The 24,255-nt window shown below is 52.5% G+C and carries 32 protein-coding genes; 2 read left to right on the forward strand and 30 right to left on the reverse strand.

Annotated features, from left to right (window positions below):
* Window positions 1-265 precede the first annotated feature (265 nt).
* The gene (ybjG, locus tag FHW76_RS05775; RefSeq protein ID WP_012542354.1) at window positions 266-859 is read left to right on the forward strand and encodes an undecaprenyl-diphosphate phosphatase; all 594 of its coding nucleotides are present in this window, start codon (window positions 266-268) and stop codon (window positions 857-859) included.
* 102 nt (window positions 860-961) lie between these two features.
* Window positions 962-1,720 carry a DNA-binding transcriptional repressor DeoR gene (deoR, locus tag FHW76_RS05780; RefSeq protein ID WP_004151717.1) on the forward strand — a complete coding sequence of 253 codons (759 nt, stop codon included), beginning with the start codon at window positions 962-964 and terminating at the stop codon, window positions 1,718-1,720.
* Between the two features lie 39 nt (window positions 1,721-1,759).
* On the opposite strand, the gene dacC is transcribed toward deoR, so the two are convergent.
* The 30 genes from dacC to FHW76_RS05930 form a co-directional block, all read right to left on the reverse strand.
* The gene (gene dacC / locus FHW76_RS05785) at window positions 1,760-2,962 is read right to left on the reverse strand and encodes a serine-type D-Ala-D-Ala carboxypeptidase (RefSeq protein WP_004201290.1); all 1,203 of its coding nucleotides are present in this window, start codon (window positions 2,960-2,962) and stop codon (window positions 1,760-1,762) included.
* Window positions 2,963-3,419: 457 nt separating this feature from the next.
* Window positions 3,420-4,259, reverse strand: a complete 840-nt coding sequence (locus FHW76_RS05790; RefSeq protein ID WP_183476380.1) for a hypothetical protein — start codon at window positions 4,257-4,259, stop codon at window positions 3,420-3,422.
* A gap of 2 nt (window positions 4,260-4,261) precedes the next feature.
* Window positions 4,262-6,040 carry a hypothetical protein gene (locus FHW76_RS26375; RefSeq protein WP_259656060.1) on the reverse strand — a complete coding sequence of 593 codons (1,779 nt, stop codon included), beginning with the start codon at window positions 6,038-6,040 and terminating at the stop codon, window positions 4,262-4,264.
* Window positions 6,041-6,059: 19 nt separating this feature from the next.
* A complete protein-coding gene (locus FHW76_RS05800) occupies window positions 6,060-6,833 on the reverse strand; it encodes a phage baseplate protein (protein WP_183476383.1) in 774 nt (257 codons plus the stop codon).
* On the reverse strand, window positions 6,833-7,606 hold the full coding sequence (locus FHW76_RS05805; RefSeq protein WP_183476386.1) for a DUF2612 domain-containing protein: 774 nt from the start codon (window positions 7,604-7,606) through the stop codon (window positions 6,833-6,835). The genes FHW76_RS05800 and FHW76_RS05805 overlap by 1 nt, the downstream gene beginning before the upstream one ends.
* Window positions 7,603-8,802, reverse strand: coding sequence for a baseplate J/gp47 family protein (locus FHW76_RS05810; RefSeq protein ID WP_183476389.1), 1,200 nt, complete (start codon window positions 8,800-8,802; stop codon window positions 7,603-7,605). The genes FHW76_RS05805 and FHW76_RS05810 overlap by 4 nt, the downstream gene beginning before the upstream one ends.
* Complete coding sequence (locus tag FHW76_RS05815) at window positions 8,802-9,155, reverse strand: hypothetical protein (RefSeq protein WP_183476392.1); 354 nt, start codon at window positions 9,153-9,155, stop codon at window positions 8,802-8,804. The genes FHW76_RS05810 and FHW76_RS05815 overlap by 1 nt, the downstream gene beginning before the upstream one ends.
* A gap of 1 nt (window position 9,156) precedes the next feature.
* Window positions 9,157-9,810 (reverse strand): Gp138 family membrane-puncturing spike protein, encoded by a 654-nt coding sequence (locus FHW76_RS05820; RefSeq protein ID WP_183476395.1) that lies wholly within the window; start codon window positions 9,808-9,810, stop codon window positions 9,157-9,159.
* A 44-nt stretch (window positions 9,811-9,854) separates the two neighbouring features.
* On the reverse strand, window positions 9,855-10,043 hold the full coding sequence (locus tag FHW76_RS05825; RefSeq protein WP_183476398.1) for a hypothetical protein: 189 nt from the start codon (window positions 10,041-10,043) through the stop codon (window positions 9,855-9,857).
* Window positions 10,044-10,053: 10 nt separating this feature from the next.
* Complete coding sequence (locus tag FHW76_RS05830) at window positions 10,054-10,614, reverse strand: hypothetical protein (protein WP_183476400.1); 561 nt, start codon at window positions 10,612-10,614, stop codon at window positions 10,054-10,056.
* The gene (locus FHW76_RS05835) at window positions 10,607-10,933 is read right to left on the reverse strand and encodes a hypothetical protein (protein WP_183476572.1); all 327 of its coding nucleotides are present in this window, start codon (window positions 10,931-10,933) and stop codon (window positions 10,607-10,609) included. The genes FHW76_RS05830 and FHW76_RS05835 overlap by 8 nt, the downstream gene beginning before the upstream one ends.
* A gap of 21 nt (window positions 10,934-10,954) precedes the next feature.
* On the reverse strand, window positions 10,955-12,016 hold the full coding sequence (locus FHW76_RS05840; RefSeq protein ID WP_183476403.1) for a hypothetical protein: 1,062 nt from the start codon (window positions 12,014-12,016) through the stop codon (window positions 10,955-10,957).
* Window positions 12,017-12,018: 2 nt separating this feature from the next.
* The gene (locus FHW76_RS05845; protein ID WP_126028192.1) at window positions 12,019-12,321 is read right to left on the reverse strand and encodes a phage baseplate plug protein; all 303 of its coding nucleotides are present in this window, start codon (window positions 12,319-12,321) and stop codon (window positions 12,019-12,021) included.
* Window positions 12,321-12,908 (reverse strand): phage baseplate protein, encoded by a 588-nt coding sequence (locus FHW76_RS05850; RefSeq protein ID WP_183476406.1) that lies wholly within the window; start codon window positions 12,906-12,908, stop codon window positions 12,321-12,323. The genes FHW76_RS05845 and FHW76_RS05850 overlap by 1 nt, the downstream gene beginning before the upstream one ends.
* Entirely contained in the window at window positions 12,908-14,824 is a 1,917-nt protein-coding gene (locus FHW76_RS05855) for a hypothetical protein (RefSeq protein ID WP_183476409.1), read from the reverse strand. Before FHW76_RS05855 ends, FHW76_RS05850 begins: the two co-directional genes overlap by 1 nt.
* On the reverse strand, window positions 14,814-14,966 hold the full coding sequence (locus FHW76_RS05860) for a DUF6889 family protein (RefSeq protein WP_032710259.1): 153 nt from the start codon (window positions 14,964-14,966) through the stop codon (window positions 14,814-14,816). The genes FHW76_RS05855 and FHW76_RS05860 overlap by 11 nt, the downstream gene beginning before the upstream one ends.
* A gap of 35 nt (window positions 14,967-15,001) precedes the next feature.
* Window positions 15,002-15,454 (reverse strand): phage tail assembly chaperone, encoded by a 453-nt coding sequence (locus FHW76_RS05865; RefSeq protein ID WP_183476412.1) that lies wholly within the window; start codon window positions 15,452-15,454, stop codon window positions 15,002-15,004.
* A 3-nt stretch (window positions 15,455-15,457) separates the two neighbouring features.
* On the reverse strand, window positions 15,458-15,898 hold the full coding sequence (locus FHW76_RS05870) for a phage structural protein (RefSeq protein WP_183476415.1): 441 nt from the start codon (window positions 15,896-15,898) through the stop codon (window positions 15,458-15,460).
* An 11-nt stretch (window positions 15,899-15,909) separates the two neighbouring features.
* Window positions 15,910-17,061 carry a DUF3383 family protein gene (locus FHW76_RS05875; protein ID WP_183476418.1) on the reverse strand — a complete coding sequence of 384 codons (1,152 nt, stop codon included), beginning with the start codon at window positions 17,059-17,061 and terminating at the stop codon, window positions 15,910-15,912.
* Window position 17,062: 1 nt separating this feature from the next.
* Entirely contained in the window at window positions 17,063-17,614 is a 552-nt protein-coding gene (locus tag FHW76_RS05880) for an LIC_12616 family protein (protein ID WP_183476421.1), read from the reverse strand.
* Window positions 17,607-18,011 carry a head-tail adaptor gene (locus FHW76_RS05885; RefSeq protein ID WP_183476424.1) on the reverse strand — a complete coding sequence of 135 codons (405 nt, stop codon included), beginning with the start codon at window positions 18,009-18,011 and terminating at the stop codon, window positions 17,607-17,609. Before FHW76_RS05885 ends, FHW76_RS05880 begins: the two co-directional genes overlap by 8 nt.
* Window positions 18,011-18,517: a hypothetical protein gene (locus FHW76_RS05890; protein ID WP_183476427.1), complete on the reverse strand. Its 507-nt coding sequence runs from the start codon at window positions 18,515-18,517 to the stop codon at window positions 18,011-18,013. The genes FHW76_RS05885 and FHW76_RS05890 overlap by 1 nt, the downstream gene beginning before the upstream one ends.
* Window positions 18,514-18,933, reverse strand: coding sequence for a DUF4054 domain-containing protein (locus FHW76_RS05895; RefSeq protein WP_183476430.1), 420 nt, complete (start codon window positions 18,931-18,933; stop codon window positions 18,514-18,516). Before FHW76_RS05895 ends, FHW76_RS05890 begins: the two co-directional genes overlap by 4 nt.
* A complete protein-coding gene (locus tag FHW76_RS05900; RefSeq protein ID WP_183476433.1) occupies window positions 18,902-19,183 on the reverse strand; it encodes a hypothetical protein in 282 nt (93 codons plus the stop codon). The genes FHW76_RS05895 and FHW76_RS05900 overlap by 32 nt, the downstream gene beginning before the upstream one ends.
* 39 nt (window positions 19,184-19,222) lie before the next feature.
* Complete coding sequence (locus FHW76_RS05905) at window positions 19,223-20,164, reverse strand: DUF2184 domain-containing protein (protein WP_183476434.1); 942 nt, start codon at window positions 20,162-20,164, stop codon at window positions 19,223-19,225.
* An 11-nt stretch (window positions 20,165-20,175) separates the two neighbouring features.
* A complete protein-coding gene (locus FHW76_RS05910; protein ID WP_021312710.1) occupies window positions 20,176-20,670 on the reverse strand; it encodes a hypothetical protein in 495 nt (164 codons plus the stop codon).
* A 3-nt stretch (window positions 20,671-20,673) separates the two neighbouring features.
* Window positions 20,674-21,876: a DUF2213 domain-containing protein gene (locus FHW76_RS05915; protein WP_183476437.1), complete on the reverse strand. Its 1,203-nt coding sequence runs from the start codon at window positions 21,874-21,876 to the stop codon at window positions 20,674-20,676.
* 53 nt (window positions 21,877-21,929) lie between these two features.
* A complete protein-coding gene (locus FHW76_RS05920) occupies window positions 21,930-22,094 on the reverse strand; it encodes a hypothetical protein (protein ID WP_165457552.1) in 165 nt (54 codons plus the stop codon).
* Window positions 22,095-22,208: 114 nt separating this feature from the next.
* Window positions 22,209-22,748, reverse strand: a complete 540-nt coding sequence (locus FHW76_RS05925) for a phage minor head protein (protein WP_183476574.1) — start codon at window positions 22,746-22,748, stop codon at window positions 22,209-22,211.
* A 55-nt stretch (window positions 22,749-22,803) separates the two neighbouring features.
* Window positions 22,804-24,255 carry a DUF1073 domain-containing protein gene (locus FHW76_RS05930; protein ID WP_183476440.1) on the reverse strand — a complete coding sequence of 484 codons (1,452 nt, stop codon included), beginning with the start codon at window positions 24,253-24,255 and terminating at the stop codon, window positions 22,804-22,806.

A 24,255-nucleotide genomic window follows, 5' to 3' on the forward strand; every position in this document is an offset into this window, starting at 1 on the left:
GAATTGTGGGTGACACCGCACAATATTGCGAATTGCGCGCCGCCGTCCGGACTCTCCCCCTGCTATTCAGCCTGCGTATATATTCCGTTTATGTTTCAGCAATGTGACAAACGATATACTGGCGCTTTTCAGGCGGTTAGCATTGAAATCCATTTGCAAGATTTCTTAACAACCTGATCTTTAAGACAATGCTGCTTTATCTCCACACCGCTTTTTTTTAGGGTAGGCGGCTTATTTGCTATCGGACCAACGAGCCTGGAAGTCTATGCTGGAAAATATTAACTACGCGCTGTTCGCCCTGATTAACGCGACGCCGGCCTCGCCGCAGTGGGCCATTGAGGTGGCGATCCTGATCGCCAAAGATCTGATTCTGATCGTGCCCTTGCTGGTAGTGACATTATGGCTGTGGGGGCCTGCCCAGCGGCAGATGGTGTTTAAGCTGATGCTGGCGCTGATGATTAGCCTGACCGTGTCGTGGGCGATCGGCCACCTCTATCCGCACGATCGGCCGTTTGTCGCCGGCGTAGGCTATAACTTCCTGCATCACGCGGCGGACGACTCCTTCCCCAGCGATCATGGCACCGTCAGCTTTACCTTTGCCCTGGCTTTTCTGTTCTGGCACCGCCTGTGGTCCGGCGCGCTGCTGATGGCCATCGCCGCCGCCATCGCCTGGTCCCGCGTCTATCTCGGCGTGCACTGGCCTCTGGATATGGTCGGCGGTCTGCTGGCCGGAATGTGCGGCTGCCTCGGTGCGGCGCTGATCTGGCATACGTTCGGACCGGCGCTGTATCGCCAGCTGCAGCGACTGTATCGTCTCTGCTTCTCCCTGCCGATCCGCAAAGGCTGGGTACGCGGCTAAACGCCAGCCGTCGCTGCGGCCACCGCGTGACTAACCCGTAAGCGACAGGTAAAATCCCGCTAACGCCCTGCCCCCGCAGGGCGATTTTAGCGCAGAGGGAATATGGAAACTCGCCGTGACGAACGTATCAGTCAGCTCATTCAGGCACTCAAACGCAGCGATAAGCTACATCTGAAAGAAGCCGCCTCCCTGCTTGGGGTGTCGGAAATGACCATTCGTCGCGACCTCAATGGCCACAGCGGCCCGGTTGTGCTGCTCGGCGGATACATTGTGCTGGAGCCGCGCAGCGCCACCCATTACCTGCTAAGCGATCAAAAAACCCGGCTGGTCGAGGAAAAGCGCCGCGCCGCTCGCCATGCGGCCGCGCTGCTAGAGGCCCATCAGATGGCTTTCTTCGACTGCGGGACCACCACGCCGTGGATCATTGACGCCATCGATGATGCCCTGCCCTTCACCGGCGTCTGTTACTCCCTGAATACCTTCCTGGCCCTGCAGGAGAAACCGCAGTGTCGCGCGGTCCTGTGCGGTGGGGAATTTCACGCCAGCAACGCGATTTTTATGCCGCTGAGCCTTGAGGACACCCTCAGCCATCTGAGCCCTGACATCGCCTTTTACTCGGCGGCAGGCATTGACTGCGAGCAGGGGGCGACCTGCTATAACCTGGAGGAGCTGCCGGTCAAGCACTGGGCGATGCGTCACGCGCGCTACCACGTGCTGGTGGTCGACCACAGCAAGTTTGGCAAAGTGCGTCCGGCGCGCATGGGGGCGTTAGCGAAATTTGACGTGATCGCCAGCGATATCTGCCCGGATGATGAGCTGGTCGCGCTGGCGAAGGCGCAGCAGATCTCCCTGCTGTATTGAGGCGTCACTGACCGCGCCCCGCCGGGCGCGGTCATGGCATCAGGAGAACCAGCTGCCGAACCAGCCGTGGAGTTTCATCAGTACGAAGTCGATCATCCGGCTGAAGAAACCGCCCTCTTTCACCGGCTCCATGACGATCAGCGGGCGCTGCTCGATGGTTTTATCATTCAGCTTAAAGTCGATAGTCCCGACCACCTGCCCCTTCTCCAGCGGCGCGGTAAGCTGCGGCTGATTTAAGGTGTAGCTGGCTTTCAGGTTTTTCAGCTGGCCCTTCGGCAGGGTGATAGAGCCCGCCTCGCCGGCTCCCAGTTTCGCTTCGCTGCTGTCGCCAAACCATACGCGCTGGGTAACGAAGGTGGCATCCGGTTTAATCGGCGTCACGGTTTCATAGAAGCGGAAGCCCCAGGTCAGCAGTTTTTCTGACTCGTTAAAGCGAATGCGGTCAGTTTTGGTCCCCAGTACCACGGCGATCAGACGCATATCACCCTGGGTGGCTGAGGAGACCAGGTTATAGCCGGCCCCGGCGGTGGTCCCGGTTTTCACACCATCGGCGTTGAGGTTGGTGCTCCACAGCAGACGGTTGCGGTTCGGCTGGCGAATTTTATTGAAGGTGAACTCTTTCTCTTTATGTACCGCGTACTCTTCCGGCACATCGTGGATCATCGCTTTGGTCAGCAGCGCCATATCGCGGGCGGTACTGAACTGACCCGGCGCATCAAGGCCGTGGACGGTCATAAAGGTGGTGTTGGTCAGCCCCATTTTTTTGGCATAGCCGTTCATCAGGCTGACGAATGCGTCCTGGCTGCCCGCCACGTAGTCGGCAATGGCAATGCTGGCGTCGTTACCGGACTGAATAATGACCCCTTTATTCAGATCTTCCACCGAGACCTGCATGCCGGGCTTGAGGAACATCACCGATGAGCCGCGCAGCGCCGGGTTGCCGGTCGCCCAGGCATCACGTCCGACGGTCACCATATCGGTGAGCTTGATTTTTCCCGCTTTTATCGCCTGCCCCACCACGTAGCTGGTCATGATCTTCGTCAGACTGGCCGGGTCGAGTTTTTCATCGGCATTGCCTTCGCTGAGCACCTTCCCGCTGGCGTAGTCCATCAGGATCCAGGCGCGAGCGTCAATCGAAGGGGCGTCGGGGAGTTGTTCTGCAGCCTGCACCGCAGGTGCGACAAGAAATAACAGCGCGCAACCTGCAGCGAGGCCGCGAAGGGAAAAAGCGTCATGCATCATAAGAGCCACCCAAGTATCCTTTCCAAACAAAATATGCCGCACCACTCTGACCGCGCCGCAGCAACCGGTGAGTAAAGCGTACAAATGACCTTAAAGAAACAGCGAGTTGGTAAAGTTTTTAAAGTTTACGCAATAACGTGCCGCTGTGCTTTAATCAGAACAACTTTTTTGATCGTGATTGCCTAAATATTAACTTTATTATGGCAAGAAAAAATTTTCCTTTCAAAAATCAATTGTCTAACCACATTTCAATAGGTTACAAAAATTCCTAGCAAGACAAATGCGGACAAATGTGGACATTTGATTGCCCCAAATCGTGTCCAAAGAGCCATTTTGCCCCAAAATCTGCCCCAATTTTCGCCATCAAATCGGACAGTCGCCCCGACACAGTCCGTTAACGGTTTCAGTTCAAGAGAGGTTGCGCCTATCACTTTTGATGGCAGGCGCAGTGCTTTGATTAGACGAGATACTCTTGAGCTAAAGTTACCGCTTGGGCGATCAAATCAGTCGCAACAATTGTTTTCCCTGTGAGATTAACCAGCATAGGACGACCTACTGTCATCCCGCCCCACGGACTGTGAATGGTTGCCGGATAGCTACCGATGCGCGGTAAGTTGGTCGGCTGAGGCACCACACCATCCCATGCATTGTTTGTCGCAGTTGCTACCAAAATATTATCCACGTAAATTCTGGTGATCAGCGTGCCAGGCATTGTTTCACCGTCAGCGTAAACGGATACTACATGCACATTCCCATCTGTCAGTGTTGCAAGCTGGGCTGTGGCCGAAACCGGTACTGACCCCATTAATGCACCCTGTACAGATGTCAGAACTCCGGCAGTGGATACGATCCCCCAGATACCAACATTAATATTGGCAGCAGAAGTATTATTGAGGCGGCCAAAAAACAGAGGGTACCGGTTTGCAGCAGGTGCGCCATAACCTGATGCAGGGAGTTTTAATGCGACACTGGCGAGCGCCCGTTTACAGCCAGCAGGTAACGAAAACTCACCCGTTGGTAGCAACACATAATCATTGATATTGGGTTCAGTGCCGTCGAACTTCAGCATGCCTGATTGCAGCGTGCAGGCATTAGGTCCGTTGGTGGCATTGGTCCCACCATACACCAGATTCCTCAGGTTCGCGTAGGCCGGAATTGGTGTGCCGCCGGAGTAGCAAACATCATTGCTAAAATCGAGAAGTCCCAGCGTAGCGCCTCGAATAATGGCCAGGTCGTTTTCAAAATAGTTCCCGCCGCCAGCCAGGGGAGATTCATCTGATTGTAAAAATCTCGCCATTATTAATAGCCTCGTTTAGTTCTGAATTGATAGCCAAGGGCTGCATAAATGCCATAGCCTGCCGTATTTGGATGCCGGTTGTCGCTTCGAAGCGATGATGGCGTTATATCGTTACCGTAGTCAGTAACATCCTGGGCGATGCTGCTGTCATAGGCGGCAACCAGCGTTTCGCGAAGGTCCAGACCATTACTCCCCCGGACGTAATAGTCGGAATATTTCTGCGACCAGTACTGATTGAGTTCTAAAATGCGCGGATAGCGAATACCGCCATAATATTCGACGGCATAATTATCAGCAGTTAAACCAAACAGAAGGATGTTTCGGCCGGATTTCTCGGCAAACGTCACCATAGCATCAACATTAGATTTGATGATTGCCACATCATCATCGTAATCGGCAGAGGTCGTCGCTCCCGGGCGAAAATCGTTAATGCCTGCGTCAATCCACGCTTCAACGTCTGAATAATCTTGCATTGCATAATCTGGGATAAACAGTGATTCAGGAAGGCATCTAACTCCCGTTCCTTCCAGCGCAGTTAGCGTGTACGCCTCAGTTTTTGTATTGTCGTTAGCACCGCTGGCTGTACGGGTAATGCGGCATTTAACACCACAAATCCACCCGTCCAGGGTACGCGTTGTATTGTCCGAATTGGTGCTGAGGATTCGACAATCCCAGCTGGGGTAGACTGGTGCGGCCGTTGCGCTGGCGCCATTAAACTGAGTGATGGTGACAGAGCTGTTAGCCGCCGGTATCGCATTACCCTGGACTGTGATATACGTCGGTATAGCCCCCATTCGCATAGCAATTTGACCAGACCGCTGTCCACCGATTCCATAATTCACAGCAGTAAACCCATTTCCAATGAGTTCTGCTAACTGCGTTGGATACGGCGTACCTCCAGTTCCTGCCGTTTTGCTGTTTCCGTGTGCGTGAGCAATGACTGCATGCATCACGCCGCCTGAATTTTCCTCCAACCACTTAATTTTTTCGTCAATATTCCCGCTGAGATAGGTAACAAATGCCCCGTCTGATTTTCTGCTGCCATACAGCAACTCATCATTTTTCCCGGCGGCTCCGGCGATGTATCCTGAGCGCTGAAATTTATTCGTAATCTGATTTTCCGTGATAATGGAAAATACCGGAACAGGCGCATTATTGACGTTGGCGTAGAGCACAGGGTTATTATCAGCGTCAATATAGACGAAACACATATCAACAGCAGTTTTCGACATTGCCGTATTAATATCGGTGTAGACGCGCAGCGTCCCAATAACGTCCTCTAAAACAGTGCCGTCAGCAATTTCCGTTTTCCCGTCGGATTTTCGGCCGCCGATGCAAATCGTGCCGTCTGCGCCAAAAACCCCGGCATAAAGACGACTGCGGCTTGAGGATGGCAATCTGACGTCGATGTAAAGCTTTGACACCATAACGCGGCCAGTTGGCTCCAGCGTCCCACTTATATTCATGACTTCAATAGCCAGACGCAGATCATCCGGGCTGCGATAATACGTGGATGACCCTTCCGGAATATTAGCGATATCCGCCTGGGCCGCTGCCAGCGTCGCATACTGCTTACTGAGCGGGATCAGGTTCTGACGTGTGTATTCAATCGCATCAACATTTTGTTTTAACACACCTTTCCAGGTTAGGGTCATATTCCCAGTACGGCCCTCGACTTCCAACTCATTGCCATTTAGGATTTCATCCTGAACGAGGTTATTATCCCAAACGTCAGGCATAGCAGAGGACGGGACCGGGTTGCCCGTTTTATATAAAGCCATTATTGGTACTCCGGATTAATCAGGCAGAACGGTACCAGCCCATCAGTTTTACGTAGGCGTTGGTAATATTTACTGAGGAACCACTACCCATGTTTTCGGTATTACCGGAAATACTATGGCTGTGAGAACCTAGGACAACACTATGAGTATGTGCCCCGCTCGTTGATGTAGTGCCAAAATCAGAACCTCCATTGGAGCCTACGGCCTGATCTGAACCACCTTGTTTTTGCATTGAGCTACCCCAGCCGTGTGAGTGGTTACCCTGGCTGTCAGTAGTTTTTGTTCCCAAATCGACTGAAGCTGCAGTGCCGCTAATGCTCAGTGAGGATGCGGGCAAATTAGCTTTGGTCAAAGACACAGAATCCGCCCCCCCTGTAGTCAACACATCAGTTCCATCCTGAAGGCCCAGACGGATTGTTTTGTCTTCTCCGATATAATTCCAGGTTGTGCCTAGGAAAAGCGTATTGGGGTTTTTGTTCTGAGCAAAAAATAGAACTGCTCCAATCGGGTATACGGAATCAATTTGCAATGAGGTAAGTGCTGCTAGCAGCTGAGTTTTTAGTGTGCCCGTATCCCCGTTATCCAAAACGTCTTCGGCAGTTTGATCTGCAATTATCTGCCCCAGCACACTCGCCATAACTGTACCCTGTCGTAGCGCTTTATTTACCTGTTCAGATCGAGCTATGCCGGCGGTAAACCCGGTGGACAGAGCTACCAAATTTTCCCAGTCTGTTTGCGAGGACACGTTTGCACCTGCACCAACGGCAAACGGTTTAAAATTATTCTCAGCCATCAGAAGCTTTCTCCCCATGCGCCGGAATCAAATCCAGCCGTGTAGTTGTTTTCAACATCGAAACCAAAAAATTTATATCCATTGGATGGTGTAATTGTTTCCCTTATTCGCACCCCGGCAGCTTTAACTGTCAGCAGGCCGGCGCGAATCACAAAGACAAACTCAGAAGGTAGTTTGTCTATAGGGTTTATATCGTATCGAGATGGTTCATATCCTTCTGGTAGAGGAATAAACGGACCGTGGTTAATTGCAGAATCAAATATCAACCGGTCAATGCTCGGAATGATATACTCATCATCCACGACAATTAAAACCGATATCGACATATCCTGGTTATCCAGGATAATCATTTTTATGCCCGTGCCTTCAAGCGCCGTCTCCAGAATATCTGGCAATGTACCGTTCTGGCCGTTCCAGTTGTTTATACCTATGCGGGCTTTCAGCACCACACGATAGACATCATCGCTAAGATACGTCAGTGCATCAGTGGACTGATAGGGGCCCAGCCAGATTCCCTGATCCCAACCGACACGCTCTTTATCCCACTGCAAGAAAACACCAGTAATGGGCGCCGCTACCGCTCGGGATACGCCGATCCACTTGCCGAGGATATCCAGTTGGTTGCCGACTGCGGTATCAACATCAAAGGCGGTGATTAACCCTGAGGTAGCAGCAGAAACATCAATCAGCGGCCGCGTCGATAAATCAACCTGCCCGACGAACTTGGGCTTTCCGGTGTGGTAATTGGTGATCAAGTCGGTGTATTTGCTCATGGCGTCACCACCAGCGCGATGTTATCCACGCTGCAGGATGCCGACTCATCATAGGCAACCACCAGGTTAGCCGCAGCCACATACTCAGCAGTTCGCCCGATCAGCAGCTCCATGATGTCGTAATAACGTGCATTACCGCCGCTGACGACGCCCAAGTTAGCCGGGGAATAAACGCGGCTGAGCAGCACGCTGTCGCCGATGGCCAGCGAATTGATATAAGCAGCCACAGCCGCTTTGATTTCGTCGCCGACCTCAGAGCTATAACCTGTCAGCGCCTTGAGGGTTATCGATACATAAACCGGCACATTTACAGGGCGAGAAAAGCGAATTGAGTAGGGGTTTCCGTATTTGTCGGTAACTATCACCGCCGTCGTACCATACGTGGATACACCTTGCCCCTTGGTGCTTCGTATCGTGTTTGCAATTTCTGTTGTATCACCGCCCTCGACGATTGCCGAAATGGAGTGTGCCGGCAGTCCGTTAGCATCGGTAGTTTCGGTATCGTTCTCAAATAGCTTGTGACGGGTCACGCCCTCAACATTGGCAATCGCGCCATCGACCGCATCAAACGGCGTCAGAGAGGCCAGTGCGACGCTTTGCGACTGCCTTACTCGTAGCTCTGCGTCAGTTTCCGCCGCTACACCCACGGTGGCCGCCAAAGGGTTAGTCACTGAGGCCCACCCGCGCGTAGGTGTGTTGATGCCGTTAACTGCCCCTGCCACCGCCGCTACGGCTCCGGTACTGGCACAGGTAGCCGTAGCAACCACCATTCCGTCGGTTCCGATTACCACGGTCGCCGGCAGATTCCAGACCACACTGTTTGTGTCCCGTACCGAGCCGTTGGTGATGGTTGTACCGACCGTACCGGTCAGCAGCAGGTCTACGGTTGAGTTCGTCGCTGCGCGTCGGGTAATGCCGTTAATTTTGACGTTGCTCGTTAGTGCGTCACCCAGGGCCGTCGCCGGCGAGAATGACCGGTAAACCGAAATGGCAGTGTTATTGGCGTCATGGATAGCCAGTGCCACCAGCGCCACCATCTGGCCATCCTTACTATCTGGCTCCAGATAGGCATCACTGCCGTAAATCTGCTGAAAGTATCCCGTCACAGTAGACAGGATGGTTTGATAGTCAGGCGCACTTATCCCCTCAGCGGTTACCGTTGCCGATAAGCCGAGTGATTCAAGGTCCAGAGCCATTACGCCTCCGAGGTTACTGTCGTTGTCCCGTAGATGGTTTCCACCGTTGCTGTGAACGTTACACGCCGTGTGCGGCTGTCAACGGTAGTATTAAAGTTGGTGATGGATTTCACCCCGCGCGTTTCAAGAATGCGTTTTCGAATAGCGAGGTTATAAGTTTCTGGCTTGTACTTTCCCAGGACGGATTGTAACCAGGGTGTTCCTTCTGTCGTATCAAGGAACCATTCGCCGTACCAGAGCAGGAAGCGCGTTTTAATGGCCTGCGCGACGGCCTCCGGAGAGTTAACCAGCCAGGTATCATCACCCTGACCAAAAGTGTAATCCCCGTCATCATCTTCTCGACGGTAGCGCATGTTATCCCCCTAGTGGGTCTGTATCGCTGCCTCCAGGCTCGATACCGCCATGCGTATGTTTATCGACATAGGAACCACCCACCAGTTGCAGGCGACCATCCGGGTGGATTTTCAGACCGTTCAGGTTAAAACCGCCTGGTGCAGTACCGTCGATTTTCCCACTCGAAGGGCTAAGGCTCAGCTTTGTACCGCCATCATCGCTACGCAGTTCGACGGCGCTGGTACTGATACCACTGATTTTCTTTGCCTGTGACTGCGGGCCAACAATGCAGAACGCATCAGATAAGTCGTGCATCCTGTCGTCTACCGGCTCCTGAATACCGCCGCTTTGCCACCAGAAATCGATACAGCGGTCACCAAATATCACCAGGCATTCATCCCCCTCGTTGACTGGGAATGTCAGCGTACAGCCGCCCCCACGAGGGAAAATCACCGGAACATCGGTAATTAGTGGGTAATCCTGTGTTTCAGTAGCGCCATCGTTATCACGCACTACATAGCGGATCGCCGGCTGAACAACTGCGGTTATCGTATCGGGGTCAAATGACTGAATAATGCCGGGTAGCGCTACCCGGATTTGCTCCTTTAAAACTTTTCGTTCTGACTCGAAAGTTTCATCAAGGGAGCCGCTACGGGTTTGGTTAGAAGAAGGCATTCGCAAACTCCAGATATGAAAAAACCCGCCGAGGCGGGTTCGTCTTATTTGCTTTTTTTGCTTACTGGCGGTTGATAGCTTTCCGTCACTACTTTACTACCCGGAACAGGGATAGTGCTATCCCACTTGATTGGTTCTGAAGCGGGTGAAATATTATTAGTTTTTTGGTCCCTACCTGTCTGAGTAGGTATTTCTCTTTGCTGCTTATTTTGTCTTTTGTTTTCATCGCTCATAAAAACCTCGCTAATTAAGTTTGATTATCACCACAAAAATCAAAAAAAACACAAAAGACCATGCACCAAAAAGCATAGCCTCGAAACAGTGATTTATTACTTTAGCTTTATCCTTATGACTCTCATCCATTAATCCGGTCAACCTAGAATACTCTTTTGCATATGAGGAAAGTGCGTTGTAAATTTCATTCTCCAAATAAAACCGTTCCATATCTTTAGCATTTGAAGATGGACAATGCAGGTCTTGTAATTTCATTGCACTAAATGCAAACCCCCAAGAAATAAAACAAAACACTATAAACATAGAAAGAGACATCCAACACAGGACATTTAACGGAGTTGTTTTACTTGGGAAGATATCAGTCCACCAATACCTTACAATTAGGAGTGCGACAGTAATTACAACACTTAACGCCCCAAAAGTTTTAAGAGCCTTATCCTCTAGCCTTCGGATCCTATCCACTGACGATTCATATTGCTCTTTTTGGTGTTCGAACAATAATTCAGCCTTATCGATAAGTTCTTTTTCTTGCTCCTCAATGGTTTTTATATTGCCTCCACAATCATTCATGATTTAGCTTCCTGCAAGGAAACGATCCAATCAGCTTCGGCGCATCCATGCTGTTCTGCAGCAATTGGACGTTAAGGAAACGTTTTTCGCTACCAGGACGGTGAATGTACTCAAATCCGTAGTTATTCCTGTCTTTGGCTGGCATCAAACCCATCTCAATTTTGATGCCATCGGACCCCAATTTTTTGATTTTCTGGGAGGTCACACGCTCACCGTTGATGATACTCACACCCCCTTCTTTCGCTACTAAAGTGTACGGTCCACAATATGATGTAAAGCCGCTAGCTGTGGCTCCGAAAGAGGTTAATACAATAAACATGATGGCGAATACTTTCACTTTCTATCCCCGATTCAGTGCGCCTTGGGAGTAAAGATCTTGAGCACCACGCGCCTCACACATCATATCCATGTACCACGCCTGGCCCCTTGTGTCACCAGTGTACATAATGCCGCGCACAATATAAACGCCGTCTGTAGCAATGCTGGCTGGCTGTGAGGTAGTTCCGGTTATTGAGATGTTCCCGTTATTATCCTGATCGGTTATGCGGCCACCAGCCATAGCGATATCATTATTCGCCAGCGCAGTACGGTAGACAGACGCCTGGTCCAGCTCAATCAGGCCATTAACGCGAATGTTCGGGTTAATCAGAGCGCGTACGTTCACCCCGTTTCCGATCGTTTGCTGAGGCATGCCGATTAGCCCGGTGGCGCAGTTCAACACAATAGCTTCATGCACATACTCATTTTTTGCCACCATCTGGCGCTGACCATCAACGAATTGCCAGGTAGCTCCGCATTGTCTCGCGACGTTATCCATCAGGTCTCGCGTCATACCAAACAGCACACGCCCACGAGGGAAGACGGTAGCAGGCATTGGTGGTGTAACGCCCTCCGTAGCTCCTTTCGCCTCGAAGGCCTTCATCAAAGCACGGTTCATATCGGCAACGGTATAACCTGCAGCCAGCGTCTGCACTGTGATGGAAGAAGTGAAAGCCAGATCGGTATCTGCGGCCTGAATAAGTACGAACGAATCAACCGGGTTATCTTTGCCCGTGATGGTGTACCGAATATCACCTGTAAACAGCAATCCCCAGTTACGACCGTCAGACTGGCCCACCTGAGAAGCATCGACCTCACGAACACGCCCTACTTCGCTGGCGTCAACATCGGCGGCCATACCGTCATAACCTGCAATTACGCGAATAGTGGCAAATTCACTACCGGTGATCCGGTTTATTACATCAGCAGACAGGTTATAAATCTTAAACGTCCCGGTTCGTGTAGCGCTGCTAATGTTGAACCAGTCGATTGTGAAAGTAACCTTGAAGTCACCCAGGTCTATTCCCTTCCCGTTTTCATCCAGTAGCTGCAGTTCGAAATGACGCATCCAGTTTTGAGACATAATTACTCCGTTATTGCCAGTAAGTGGCTGGCGGTACCGAGATCGGTTTGGGTTGGGTAATCCTGGTTCGCATCGTCGCAAACCACGGCGAGTTTGAAACCGAACCCGAGATAGGAATACTGAGCCAGCAAGTCAGCGCCAGTCACAAGGGGGATACCTTTAACCACCTGGTTACCGCTACTATTAGCGATATCCAGAACCCAGCAAGGATCACGCCAAGTGATGCTTATCTGGTACGTAACACCCGCCAGAATGGTACTGAATTGCTGGTTATCAGCAGTGAGGGGGATTTCGTAAATCTGCATCAGCCGCCTCCAATAATTGATTTGAGCCCCTGCCAGCCAGAGCTAAGCAAGGATTCGTTCTGAGGCTTTGCCGCTTTTGTGCCGGAGTTGATAACAGCTGAAGTATTGGCCCCCTCTTTCATATCGGCTTTATCGGCTACCGCTATCTGCTGAGTCTGGGTGATGATCACTTCGCGAAGCGTTAAAACCGCCATCAGTACGTTTTCTAATGTACGGTCAGTTGTGACCTCAACCGCCCTTATCAGCATGTTGCTGTATAGCCTCTTCCCTGTGACAACATCGAAAGGGATCCGGCTGGTCTGCAGGTCGAGTATTTGCTGATAGGTTTCTTTAGGGCTCAGGCCAAGCGTTAAGCCCAGAGAGGACGTATCAATGAAATCCAGCAGCGAACCACCACCAGCAAACCCAACCTCCATAACGACCTCTGAGGGCCGCTTATAGGCATGGTCTGAAACTGGAGCCCCTGTTTCGACGGGGTGCTCAGTGATTTCCAGCGTGTCGCTATGCTTCTCAGAAACCACAACGCTGGGAACAATCAGACCAATACGCCGGGACTGCTGCTGAAACAGCGTAGAAAGGATATCCATCAACCTACCCCGCTCTGGTTTTTGCGCATTACTCTGGCATTTGCATCAATCTGTCGGCGTCCGACCTCCTGAGCAACTTCCATAGCGTTTCCACCGTGAATGTTATAAGTATTGTTTTGCTGAATTGATGTGCCTGCAGCCTGATACGCTAAAGGACTTTGCCAGTTGGCGTACCCCTCTTTACGGGCCATAGACTGCATCAGGGAAGTCATCGTATTAGGGTTATTCAGATTCAATACGGTATCAGGGGAAACGCCCATCCAACCAGCTACCTGTTTGGCATAAAGCTGCGGATCGTTGTTATCGCCAGCAGGAGCCCAGGTACTCACGATGTCTTGGACCGTTTGCAGCATGCGCCCCGTCGTTTTTCCGGTGAAATATCGCATCAGCTGGTTTTTCATCGCCTGCCATCCTTCCAGCGCGGAGCCAAAGGAACGGAAGCCGTTACCACCTACCGGGCGAATATTTCCAGGGTTGTTGTTGCGGTCTGCAAGCGTGTTACCTTCACCACGGAAAAATCGTCCGACGCTGCGAGGGTCAAAACCAAACTTATCCTTAATCCAGTCAGCCGCACCATTGGCGCTATCAGATACACCAGGAAGAGCATCCGGGTTATTGTTGCCTTGTCTCAGTAGTTGCTTTCCAATACTGGCAGCATCGGACCAGCGCCCATCCTTGATAGCGCTCAGCAGGTCACCTATCATGCTCAGCATCTTACTGAATTCGCCCATCTGGCTGATGAAGTTGCTGAAATCCCACTTCAGAGACCAGGATTTAGGGTCAATATTCAGTAGTTTTGCCAGTGCCTTACCCAAATCGACGACGGTCTGCCGGAGGTCTTTTACCATCTTCAGAGCAGCGTCTACTTCTGGCTTCCATTTCCCCCAGTCAATCAGGCTTTTGCCGCCTTCTTTCCAGGTTTTATAGTCTTCCCATAACAGAGCGATACTGGCAGCGAACGCAGTAACAAGCCCAATAGGAGACATCCAGAACGTGCTGTTAAGGATCCGCAGCGCTACCATTAATGCGCCAAAAAGCGTGATCAGATCCCGCGTCTGCTTATCCAGTGATTTCCACCAGTCCAGCAGATCAGAAGTCTCTTCCATCAGCCGGGAGAATAGTCGGGCAATAAGATCACCCAGCCACAATACCCCTTTGATAGCCGCCATCAGCGTCTGCTCAATTTTCGGGAAGTTATCGAGAATTTGACGGCGTAATTTATCCAGTGAACCAGCGAGGCCACCAGCCAGGTTAGCGCCAATTTTATCCCGCGCCATCCCTGCCATTTCGCCGAACGACCGGAGCGAGGTCATGAACCGGTTAGAACTTACTGCAGCCTGATCGGCATTAAAGCCGATCGCTTTCGCCATAGCGGAATATTCGCCGGAGAACCCGCCGACACCGCGCCGCATTGCCATAAGGGTGTTTTCATCAATACCCAGCATGCTGGCGTACTGGTTAGCCCTGTAATACGGCATGCTGCTGAGCTTCTGGCCTACCCCTATGAAGATGCTCGCCATATCGCGCATATTGCCGCTGGCGTCGCGTGTCTGCACACCCAGACGGTTAAGGAAGCCCTCCGCGCCGGGATTGGTTCTGATAAACCGTGAAAGGCTTTCCAGCGAACTCATCGCCGAGTCAGTGCTACCGCCAACCTGCGAAATGGCATAACTAACCTGTTTAAGCCCCTGCACCGTTGCGCCAGTGCGCTGGGAGGCCCAGTACAGCTTGTCAGATGCCTGGGCTATTTTTGCCGTAAAGGCGACAACAGAGAGTGCAGCTGCTTCAACGGCAAACCCGGTTTTAATGGCGTTAGAAGTCACTCCCGTCAGCACTGCATTAAATTTCCGCTCACCGCTTTCATCGACTTTGAAGCCGAGCGACACGAGAAAATCTTTAATCGTCTCAGCGTTCATTCGCCTCTCTCCATCTTGCGATCCGGTACTCGTTGTCAGCCTTCAGATCCAGCCAGTCGTTCATTCTGGCGATATCCGCGAGGTCCACCGAACCATCTTTGAGCGCAGAGTAAGGGATGTACCCGGCATCTACCGGGCGCATCAGAAAGTCTTCACCATCAGGCAAAGAATCCAGCGTCAGTCCGCTGTCGGGGTGGGAGTCCCGTTGTCGGGGAGTTCTGGTAAAAAATTTCCCAAGCTATCGGCGACCACCCGCGCCACCAGTTGCAACATGTCAAACAGATCGATGTCATCAAACATCAGTTCACCGCTTCGGAAGACTGGCGTCCATTGTTTGCCGTTTTCACGCACCACCATAGCGAGACAGGGATGGATAATAGCGTTCGTGTCTTCTTCGGTGAGTTTTGACAGTTCGTCAGCGATACGCGGTAGCAGCGTGTTAAAAACTGGCTCCAGCTTATCCAGATTGCTGCTGTCCAGTTTGGTGGTTGCGGGTACCATTGCTTTGATACTGGAAAAGTCAGCCATCAGGCCAGCGAGGATCGGTAATAATTTGCGGGATACCTTCAACTGATCAAATACGCCCAGCTTATTGGCGCGATAATTCACGTCGTTAATCGTGCATTCCATCGGTTAAAACTCCCCAAGCAGTTCATCAATTTTGATGCAGTCAAATACCCATGCGACCGTTCCGGCGACTTTAGGGTTGTTCCAGTCTGGTTGTTTCTGAAAGGCCACACCGCGTGCAGTGGCGATATCACCACTTACTTTGTTACGGACCACAATCACGTTATTCCCCCAGGTGGAAGAGGACTGGCTCTGCGCGTTGTACATCAGCGAAAGCTTTTTATTGACCGGGGAAGTTTTCAGCAACGTAACGGTAATCGTCCCACTCTTGCCGCCGTGAAGACTGTGCATACCCTCACCATCTGCGCCAATGGTCATGGTGTTTTTTGCCTCGGTCATCGCAACCACGATCCCCTCTTCAGAGTTCGCAGAACCAGCACCGAGTTCAATAGCTCCCGTAGGTCCAGCCAGGGAAGCCGAGATATCAAGAAACGAATAAGCAGACATCAGGACTCTCCTTAGCGAACCACCGTGATTGCCACGCTGCCGTAATGGACAGCACCAGCCAGTTTCCCGGCAACCTGAATCGGCACACCCTTACGCGCTTCGCGATCGACCTGTAACTGGTCATCAACGTTTTCCGCCCAGGTGTAATAGCCTTTAGTCAGCATGTCTCCAGTATTGAGTTTCCCCATCGGGCCACCCGTCCATTTGCCCGGCGCAAACAGGCCGTTCTGCACTGCTTTGTCGAGCACCAGCTCAATGTTCGCAATACGGGTAGTGGTTCCTGCGTCGGTCTGTGGGATTTTGGTTGTACTGGTATAGAGCGTGTTGAAGTCGGCAGTCTGTACCGCGTTCTGTAGCCAGTCGAGGCCGTGACGTTCGTCGAAGAAGTCACCATTGCTCATGACGCCCTGCTCAAGAATCGCTGTATCGTTCTCGTAGTAGACGTAGACGTTACAGTTTTTAGCTTCCAGGTTATTGGCTTGCGACGCCCCCAGCGTTTCGTAGGTGATGCCAGGCTCCTGTTTAAATTTCAGGGTGATCGCCGTGTTGCTGCCAGTGAAATCAACAGTGAACGCACGCGCATAGGCAGACAGGGCGGCATAGCGGCTACTGGTCGAATACTGAATAAACGTCCGGCTGTATTTCGCGGCTTTCAGTTTTGAGGCCAGATCTGTAGTTGTCGCCGCATCCAGGATAGCCGCTTCATCAGTGGTAATGCCAAAGATACGGGAAACGGTAGATGCTTCAATCGCGGCGGATACGGTTATGATAGAGGCGTCATCCGGATAATCCGCTTCAGGCACTGCCAGATGCAGGCCATACCAGGCGTTGTAGTCCATCAGCGCATTGACCGCTTCAAGAAGCGTTTCAACTTCACCAGCTTCGCCTGTTTCAAGCGTTTTCACCCAGCGTCCGACATATACCAGTGTGGGTTGTGGCTGCTGAGAGAACCAGATAACAGCGGCTTTATACTCTTCGCTGTCCACCCCAAAATCATCACCAATATCATCAGGCGATGAGTAAGCCCGGAGGCGTTCGGCGATCGGGATGACGGTTGAATCACCCAGGATAAGCATCGAGCCAAAATTGCGCCCCTGCGCGGCCCGTGCGGAAAGCGTCACCGTCACGTTAGTGATACGGTTAAGGGGAAGCCCTTTTTCCATTTTAGTCTCCGGTAACTATCGTGACGTTAGGGCCAACGATAGATTTAACGTTGTAAGTACGGGTGTTTTTGCGGGAAAGGGTCACGGTCACGTCGTACCGGCGCACCCACTGGTTATTGATTAATTCGGGGAGGTTTCGTATATCTCCGGCATCCACCAGCGACAAACCTGAGATTCGTCGAAACGTATCTGAGTTTTGCTCAATGAATATTCCGTCACGAAAGCGCGTAGCCATCGCAGAACCACCAGGGCCGTAGAAACAGAGCAGAACCTGAATCCCTTCCCACGACCATTGCTCGCTCTGCTCTTCGCTTACCTGGATGTTTGCTAGCATGCCAGGCCGTGAGAGCGTGGAGAAGTTAAAGCCGCACCACGTTTTGCCGTTCGGCGGTATCTTTTGCTGGGGATCCGTAAAGCGCGGGTAAACCATATTTGCAGGCATCCCAGTGATCCCCCTCACCCAGCGACTTAGCTGTCTTTCCAGCTCTTCGTCGTAATCCGGCTCGCTTCCAACAGGTGTAAGATATCCGGGCTCTATGCTGTCGTTACTCAACGGGAATACCTCCGTTAAACTCCAGCAGCTCGCAATGTGCCTGCACGAACCCTGCACCGTATCGGGTGTACGGATCGACAAAGGTCACTCGGTACCGTCTGCCGCTGTATAAAACGATATCAGCGTCGAGTTCTGGCGTTGAGTCACTGGCAGGCATCCCCTGAGTTAGCCTGAACTGGGTAACAATGAGGATGGCGCCATTGATGTTTTGTCCAGCGGCCATTCGCTTAGCCTCAAGCGATCGGTCGACGGTTACGACTCCAGAAAATGGAATAGCCTGCTCGGTATTGGTCGGAAAGTTATCTTCGTCCACTGCCTGCACCTGTCGATAACACACCAGAGACAGGTCGACAAAGTCCGGATCAAGCAGAACATCAGTCACATCGAGAAACGGCATTATTTTTTCCTCACGACATACTGAATCGCTCTGAAAAGGAATCCGCGGGCACGTAACGGCTTATCGCCTGGGATGGGCGGTTTCATTTCTCTGCGTTTCTTGATGGTCTTTTCAGATAGTGGGGTCAGCCGATCGCCTGCCTCAATGACAGCCTTTGAGGCATCACGCGCAATCTGGCCTGCAGCTTCAAGATGCATCGACGCCACATCTGCCTTACCTTCAAGCGCAAACTGAGCGGCCAGCTTTAAACGCTCGGTCGTTTTATCCCGCGAATCCTCAATACCCATATCCAGAAATGGCCTTGGCGGCAGAGTAACGGTCTCCCCGTCTATCTCTACGGTTGCCCCGGTGGACTGGAGATACCCCAGCTCAGCGTTGCTCAGCGGCGCATCATCGCGCGGAGGGCCAGCAGGGATACCAACCAGCACATCAGTGCCTGACAGCTGCTTCAGCGCATCCAGAACGCTGCTGTAATTGTCTTCCCGAATTGTGAGCCCGCTTTTCATTCCGGCGTCCCCAGTTGAACCGCTCCGGCACCAAACATCATCAGGTATTCCCAGAACTCCGATCCGTAACGGGAGTTGTTCCAGAAACCGGCATTAGGATCCAGGGTTGCGCTTGCGTCATAACTGGCTGAAACCTTATCCACTGATTTCGAAGTCTGTATGCCGCTATTTACGCCACCAGCAGTACCCACAGCCACACCACGCATATCGGCGCCGTAAAGGTACATATAGTGCGCAACATACAGCCCGACGATGTAGGGAAAGATATCCACGCCAAAGCGTGACTCACTCAGCATGGCATCAGCAAGATTCAGTCGAGCCTGGATCATTGGTGTGGGGTACTTTGTTTCGTCAGCGAACTGCGGAAAGGTTGCCCTGAACTGCTCAGGCGTCGGCAGACTTTGATTTCTTGCCATTATCGGTAGTCTCCGGCAATTGCGCTTCGAGTTCAGCAATACGCGCGTCTTTCTCGGCGATTTTTGCTTCCAGCTCAGCAATGCTCGGGTCTTCTGCGACCGCTGGCGCTTCGCCATCAGGCGAGCAGTGCGCTTTTACGAACCAGTGATCAGCAACCGTGTCATCGACGTCGTGGAAGCCAACCGGGAAATGCTTTTGCTCTTTGCCGTCGTTGAAGTTAAACGGGGAGAGTACGTAAATCTTTTTCATTGCAAGTCCTCATGAGCGGCCCTTTCGGGCCGCCGCAGGTTAGATGCCGTCGACGTAGGCCAGAGTTTCCGGATAAACAGGCTCTACTGCACCCAGCTTGCCGTAATAGGTTACGAGCTGATACAGGCCGCGATACTGGATCGGCACGCTCATCAGCGGAACCATCGGGAAGCGAACGTATTTCTTGTCGTTGGTGTAGAACATCATGCGATCAGAGTTCGACACGCCACGACCTTTCGCCCATTTCACCGGACGGATGTTCAGAGGACGCCCGTTCTGGTGGTATGCGATGGTGTTGGTTTCCAGATAGGTCAGCAGTGACTGGTTACCAGCGCTGGATACGATGGTGCTTGCCAGCAGAGAGAACTGCTCCGGCGGGATCAGCAGGTCCGTCGGTACCATGGAGTAAGCCGAGTTGGCCCACGCTGCACTCAGCCCGGCATTAATGCTCGCCCGGATTTCGTCCGCGGTGGAGGTCGCCCAGGTCTTCGCGGCGTTGGTCGGCGTTACCTGTGCCAGGTTCAGCAGGCCTTTTACCGCCAGACCGGAATCGCCGATATAAACCTGCTCGTCCGTGTCCATGTTCCACTTCAGCTGCATACCGTCGTACTTCTGCGTGTCGATCGGGCGACCAACCTGCGCAGCTGCCTGCAATTCTGGAACGGTCCAGCCCAGCTCCATACCCCACAGGGTAAGCGGGAAGCCAGTTTTTGCGATGTCGACGTTAAGTCCAGCCATCGCGGTCGCGGCTTTGCTAAGCCAGTTTTTGCCGTTGGCATTCGGCGTACCGGCAGCAGCAAAAGTGGTGTTAGTGAACGAGCTGATCTCATCAGCAATAGACACGTCTTCACGCAACTGGATATCGCGCGACCAGGTGAAATTCACCAGCGGCAGATTCAGTGTCTGATCGAGACGCTCCAGCTCATGGACAAGAAAGGCACCAGTGCCGTCGACTGTCGCCTGGTCAAATGTCATTGGCATTTGCGATTTCCTTAAATATTGAAGGCCAGCTCAATGTTGCCGCTGGTGTCGCCAGGGCCATTGAAGTAAGCGTTAGTGATCTGGACAGTATTCGAACCATCAGCGGCGGCAAGGAACGCGCCGATAGGGCTTGAGGCGGATGGTGTGGCCACCCGCATATAAACCGGGCCATGCAGCGCAACGCTGGATGCATCCGCGCCGATGTTTACCGTGACGTAACCACGTACCAGGCAATCGCCGGTGAAGTTTTTACCGCTGCCTACCTGCTGGACTTTATCCGGCTGGCTGGCGGTCGGATACGGACGAACGTAAATGCCCACCAGCACCGACGCTGTATCGCTCGCAGCGATTGGCACAAATTTCCCGGAGGAAATCTTGCCGCCAAGGCCGTAAGCGGGGAAAAGGTTGGAGGAGTCCAGCAGTTGAGGTTCAACCGTCAGATCCTGCGGACGAGAAATTGCCCCGGCGATGCCAGCAGGCATCCGGTAAAGAAATGTATTACCCATTGGTTAGCCTCGTTTAGACCAGAATTCCTGCGCGGCCTGATTCATACCGGCAATGGTTTTAACAGTGGTGGCAGTCTGCGTTTGCAGGCTGTCGACGGTTTTGGTATTGCGGTTTTTCGCCAGCTCAGAAACAGCCGTGAAAGCCATATCTACCGTGGCTTTTTTCAGCTTGCTGATATCGGCATCACCGACAATAGAGCGCACCAGAGATTGATCGGCAGAGGCGAGCACCTGGCGCTTGAATGCTGTCGGCTTCGCCTTTTCTGGCAACTGGATACCAGGCTGAATCAGATCGGCGCGGTAAGCGGCATCGCCGGTAAGCTTACCCTCTTCTTCCTTTTTCTCCTCTTCGCCCTCGGCATCACCGGTACCAGGAGCAGTTGCCGCAGGCGTAAGCTTGGCAACCGCCTCAATCAGCGCCTTACCCCATGCAGGAATCTCTTCCTCGCCATCGCCGGTACCAGGCAATGCCGGGCCGGGAAGCGGATTTTGCGGCGCAAGGTTAATGATCACTCCGCCGGGTGTCATAGAGGTCGATACATCGTTATCGCCCGTGACATCATCAGGCGGGTTATCAATGAGACTTGCCATTTCGGCAGCGTCCCCGGTTTTACGGGCCTTCAGGAGCCGGGTAAACCAGTTTTTAGTAGTGCTTGGCATAGAATCCCCTATTGCACAACGGAAACCGGCCCGCCCGTTAGGGACAAGGGCCAGATGGTTAGCGGTAATCGCAGATTGCTTTGCGAGACCTGGTGAAATCTGTTCATAATCGGCGTCATACCCGCAGCTGACCTCGTCATCACCATCATCAATGGCATGCATGGCTTCCGGGGTTTTGACGATGACATCAGCCAGCAGCAGATCGGTCTTATCGTCCGTGCCGCGCCGTACGTTCTGGATGTGGCCGTGAGCCAGCTGGCGCCAGTTATCAGGGGTAACAAAGATGATCTGCCCGTCAAAATCTCGCGGATGGCCGATAGTGACCGCCATTCCTTCGAATGACGCCATAGCTCGCTCGCTGAACACCTCTTCTGGCATCCGGCGTACGATGACCTTCCCTCTGTCATTTGGGACAAGCTCAGGCCGCTCTGTGGCGTCGTACTCCTGCTCACCAGTCCTTGCGATCGGGACGTCCTTAAACAGGACGGAACCGTCAGCAAGTTGATAGCGGGTGTTACCCAAGCGGGTTTTAAAGAAATATTTCATGGGCTACCTGTTGGATTGCAGGAAAGGGAGAGACCCGCTTATGCGGGCCTCTCTTAGACAGGGAATCCACGTCGCCTGAGCTCATCAAGAATTGAGTCGATGGCATCATGAATAATGTCGGTATTGTAATACTGCGATTTTCCTGACTGATAAATCTCATCAAGCAATTTACGGTTGTGCCTTAAGCTATTTAAAAGGCGTTCATTTGTTAGTGCCATATTTGGTCTCCTTCGATTTAATATGAGCGTTTTCGCTCACTCTTATTTATCAATCGCGGAGGCCGTGTTTAACGCAATTCGTCATTTTGGGCCTAAATTTTTTAGCATTTTGTGCTATTTACCAGGTTCAGGTATTTGTACTTCTGGCCAGCAATCGCAATTCGGCAGGTGTCCGGTCATACCGTCAAGCGTTGGCGGGTTATCCCAGCGCACAAATTTATCTTTCATTCCTCGGTGCGATGGCCTGGTTCCAGCCCCCTTGATGCGCCACCAGTACCCCTCAGAACCAACGGACAGCGCCCGAGCCTGAGTTAATGCGGTAGTGGCGCGGCCTATCTCAGTGCGTGCTATCATCCGCGCCCTGCTGGCCGCCACGTCACCGGATTGCATGATCATCTCGTAAAGCTGATCGGGGCGCTCACCATGGATGACAGCCTGTATTGCACGCCCCTGAATTTCCCTGACACGTCCGGCCGCCTCTAATGGCAGAGACTTCATGTAGCGAATCTGTCGGTAAACGATGTCTTGTGCCACCATGCCGACAGGAGTGTTACCAATCACGTCACGCAGACCAGCAGATATTTCTTCCGAAACAGAACACCACTGATTCCACTCTTCACGCTCCACCTGGGCAAACATCTTTCGACCGACCATTTCGGCCCAGTCGTCGATCACCCCGGAGTAGTCAACAAGCGATTTAGCAATGCTCTCAGCGCTTGCCTGTGAACCATCGTAGGAACCCGTGACGATTTGATTTATCTGGTCGACTATCGCCAGTAGGCTTTTCTGATACTGGACCTCCGATCGGCGGCGGAGGGCTGGTTTCAGATTCAGTCTCCTGCCACTGTTTCGCCGCATTCTGAATATCCTCATCGCTAATTGAAGCACCGATGCCGGTAACGTCAGACAGCTCGCGCAAATCGGTCAGCGCAGCAGCCGGCGACATTCCCAAATCACGCACAGCGGTTGCAAGAGCGGTAGTCGTGTTGGTCGCCACCGTGGAGCGATCGGTGTCGCTCATCTGCCACAGGGGGTTAAACTCAAAGGTGAAATCTTGCGGCAACGGGTCGCCAAACTCTGAGCGATGCAGTACATCGAATAACAGACGGATGTGAGGCCGTAAATCTCGCTCCTGAAGCGTTCCCACGTCGTCGTAGTAGTTAGCGAGGTCCGCGTCACCGGTTGAAAAACCCTTCGGTGACTGGCGGAACAAGCGGACAAGAGGAATGCCAACAGCACCCGCGATATCCTCTTTAAACTCACCCAGCAGGTCAGACAGCCCTGCGAAAGAATAAGCATGCGTTTCAAATTCGTCCTCCGAATCAAACAGGGATATGCCCTCATTTGTCTGGTACTGGCGGACCATTTCCATATTCTTAATAAGCGCTTCAAATGGCTTACCGCCCATGGCAATAATTTCACGCAGCTTTTTAATCTTTGCCGTACGCAGATGAGCCTTGTATGCAAGCTGGGCAGCGCCGACGCTTGTGCTATCGTAGGAAGTCAGGCGATCGAAGATGCGCTCGACAATGGACATCCCCCACTCGTTTTCGGTGATTTTCTGCTGGTACGGCAGTTTCACACCATCCATACGGATCAGGCGGCTGTGGTGAACAGTCCACGCAGGAAGCCCCTGCGCCGTTGTCACGATGTCATAGAATTCAGGCTTGCCGAGGTTAGGACCTAGAGCCTTAATGCGCCTGGTGAGCTGTGGGTTAATCATCCAGCGGTCAAGTACAGCCAGACCTTTAAAACTGCCCTTGCCAACCTTATCCAGCACCAGCGGCGTCAGAGGTGCCTGCCCTTCAATCAGAATCAGCGCCACCGCCCCGCCATACAGCCGGGACCATTTCAGCGTCTCGTTGATGCAATCCCAAAGCTGAAGCTCATCGAACCGTGATTCCAGAATGCCACGGCGTTTCGGGTCTATCTCACTGGTGATCCGCACGCCCTTTTTGGTCATATCGTCCGCTTTAGAATCGACTGCGGCGCCAATAATCCAGGAGGAACGATAAGCCCACTCGATGAGCAGGCGGTTGCGGCTGGTATAGTTCGCCCTGTAGGTCGATGCGGCATGCTGGTTAGGCTGCTGCATACCGACACGGGCAACAAAGTTATCGTACGAATCCGCCGTGGCGACTCGTCCTGTTTTCTTCGCCAT

Origin of the sequence: Klebsiella sp. RC2 (genome assembly GCF_014192815.1) — a bacterium.
Taxonomy (GTDB): Bacteria; Pseudomonadota; Gammaproteobacteria; order Enterobacterales; family Enterobacteriaceae; genus Klebsiella; species Klebsiella variicola.

Bases quoted from the DNA above. Each gene is read 5' to 3' on its own strand.
- FHW76_RS05805 (WP_183476386.1), bottom strand. From the start codon at position 7,606: ATGAGCAAATACACCGACTTGATCACCAATTACCACACCGGAAAGCCC.
- FHW76_RS05850 (WP_183476406.1), bottom strand. From the start codon at position 12,908: ATGGATATCCTTTCTACGCTGTTTCAGCAGCAGTCCCGGCGTATTGGT.
- FHW76_RS05820 (WP_183476395.1), bottom strand. From the start codon at position 9,810: ATGCCTTCTTCTAACCAAACCCGTAGCGGCTCCCTTGATGAAACTTTC.
- dacC (WP_004201290.1), bottom strand. From the start codon at position 2,962: ATGATGCATGACGCTTTTTCCCTTCGCGGCCTCGCTGCAGGTTGCGCG.
- FHW76_RS05900 (WP_183476433.1), bottom strand. From the start codon at position 19,183: ATGAAAAAGATTTACGTACTCTCCCCGTTTAACTTCAACGACGGCAAA.
- FHW76_RS05815 (WP_183476392.1), bottom strand. From the start codon at position 9,155: ATGCGCTACCGTCGAGAAGATGATGACGGGGATTACACTTTTGGTCAG.
- FHW76_RS05870 (WP_183476415.1), bottom strand. From the start codon at position 15,898: ATGTCTGCTTATTCGTTTCTTGATATCTCGGCTTCCCTGGCTGGACCT.
- FHW76_RS05790 (WP_183476380.1), bottom strand. From the start codon at position 4,259: ATGGCGAGATTTTTACAATCAGATGAATCTCCCCTGGCTGGCGGCGGG.
- FHW76_RS05925 (WP_183476574.1), bottom strand. From the start codon at position 22,748: ATGGTCGGTCGAAAGATGTTTGCCCAGGTGGAGCGTGAAGAGTGGAAT.
- FHW76_RS05930 (WP_183476440.1), bottom strand. From the start codon at position 24,255: ATGGCGAAGAAAACAGGACGAGTCGCCACGGCGGATTCGTACGATAAC.
- deoR (WP_004151717.1), top strand. From the start codon at position 962: ATGGAAACTCGCCGTGACGAACGTATCAGTCAGCTCATTCAGGCACTC.
- FHW76_RS05905 (WP_183476434.1), bottom strand. From the start codon at position 20,164: ATGCCAATGACATTTGACCAGGCGACAGTCGACGGCACTGGTGCCTTT.
- FHW76_RS05865 (WP_183476412.1), bottom strand. From the start codon at position 15,454: ATGGAATGCACGATTAACGACGTGAATTATCGCGCCAATAAGCTGGGC.
- FHW76_RS05825 (WP_183476398.1), bottom strand. From the start codon at position 10,043: ATGAGCGATGAAAACAAAAGACAAAATAAGCAGCAAAGAGAAATACCT.
- FHW76_RS05915 (WP_183476437.1), bottom strand. From the start codon at position 21,876: ATGAAATATTTCTTTAAAACCCGCTTGGGTAACACCCGCTATCAACTT.
- FHW76_RS05860 (WP_032710259.1), bottom strand. From the start codon at position 14,966: ATGCGCCCGGTAGATGCCGGGTACATCCCTTACTCTGCGCTCAAAGAT.
- FHW76_RS05885 (WP_183476424.1), bottom strand. From the start codon at position 18,011: ATGCCGTTTCTCGATGTGACTGATGTTCTGCTTGATCCGGACTTTGTC.
- FHW76_RS05895 (WP_183476430.1), bottom strand. From the start codon at position 18,933: ATGGCAAGAAATCAAAGTCTGCCGACGCCTGAGCAGTTCAGGGCAACC.
- FHW76_RS05840 (WP_183476403.1), bottom strand. From the start codon at position 12,016: ATGTCTCAAAACTGGATGCGTCATTTCGAACTGCAGCTACTGGATGAA.
- ybjG (WP_012542354.1), top strand. From the start codon at position 266: ATGCTGGAAAATATTAACTACGCGCTGTTCGCCCTGATTAACGCGACG.
- FHW76_RS05855 (WP_183476409.1), bottom strand. From the start codon at position 14,824: ATGAACGCTGAGACGATTAAAGATTTTCTCGTGTCGCTCGGCTTCAAA.
- FHW76_RS05910 (WP_021312710.1), bottom strand. From the start codon at position 20,670: ATGGGTAATACATTTCTTTACCGGATGCCTGCTGGCATCGCCGGGGCA.
- FHW76_RS05835 (WP_183476572.1), bottom strand. From the start codon at position 10,933: ATGTTTATTGTATTAACCTCTTTCGGAGCCACAGCTAGCGGCTTTACA.
- FHW76_RS05810 (WP_183476389.1), bottom strand. From the start codon at position 8,802: ATGGCTCTGGACCTTGAATCACTCGGCTTATCGGCAACGGTAACCGCT.
- FHW76_RS26375 (WP_259656060.1), bottom strand. From the start codon at position 6,040: ATGGCTTTATATAAAACGGGCAACCCGGTCCCGTCCTCTGCTATGCCT.
- FHW76_RS05875 (WP_183476418.1), bottom strand. From the start codon at position 17,061: ATGGAAAAAGGGCTTCCCCTTAACCGTATCACTAACGTGACGGTGACG.
- FHW76_RS05890 (WP_183476427.1), bottom strand. From the start codon at position 18,517: ATGAAAAGCGGGCTCACAATTCGGGAAGACAATTACAGCAGCGTTCTG.
- FHW76_RS05830 (WP_183476400.1), bottom strand. From the start codon at position 10,614: ATGAATGATTGTGGAGGCAATATAAAAACCATTGAGGAGCAAGAAAAA.
- FHW76_RS05800 (WP_183476383.1), bottom strand. From the start codon at position 6,833: ATGGCTGAGAATAATTTTAAACCGTTTGCCGTTGGTGCAGGTGCAAAC.
- FHW76_RS05920 (WP_165457552.1), bottom strand. From the start codon at position 22,094: ATGGCACTAACAAATGAACGCCTTTTAAATAGCTTAAGGCACAACCGT.
- FHW76_RS05845 (WP_126028192.1), bottom strand. From the start codon at position 12,321: ATGCAGATTTACGAAATCCCCCTCACTGCTGATAACCAGCAATTCAGT.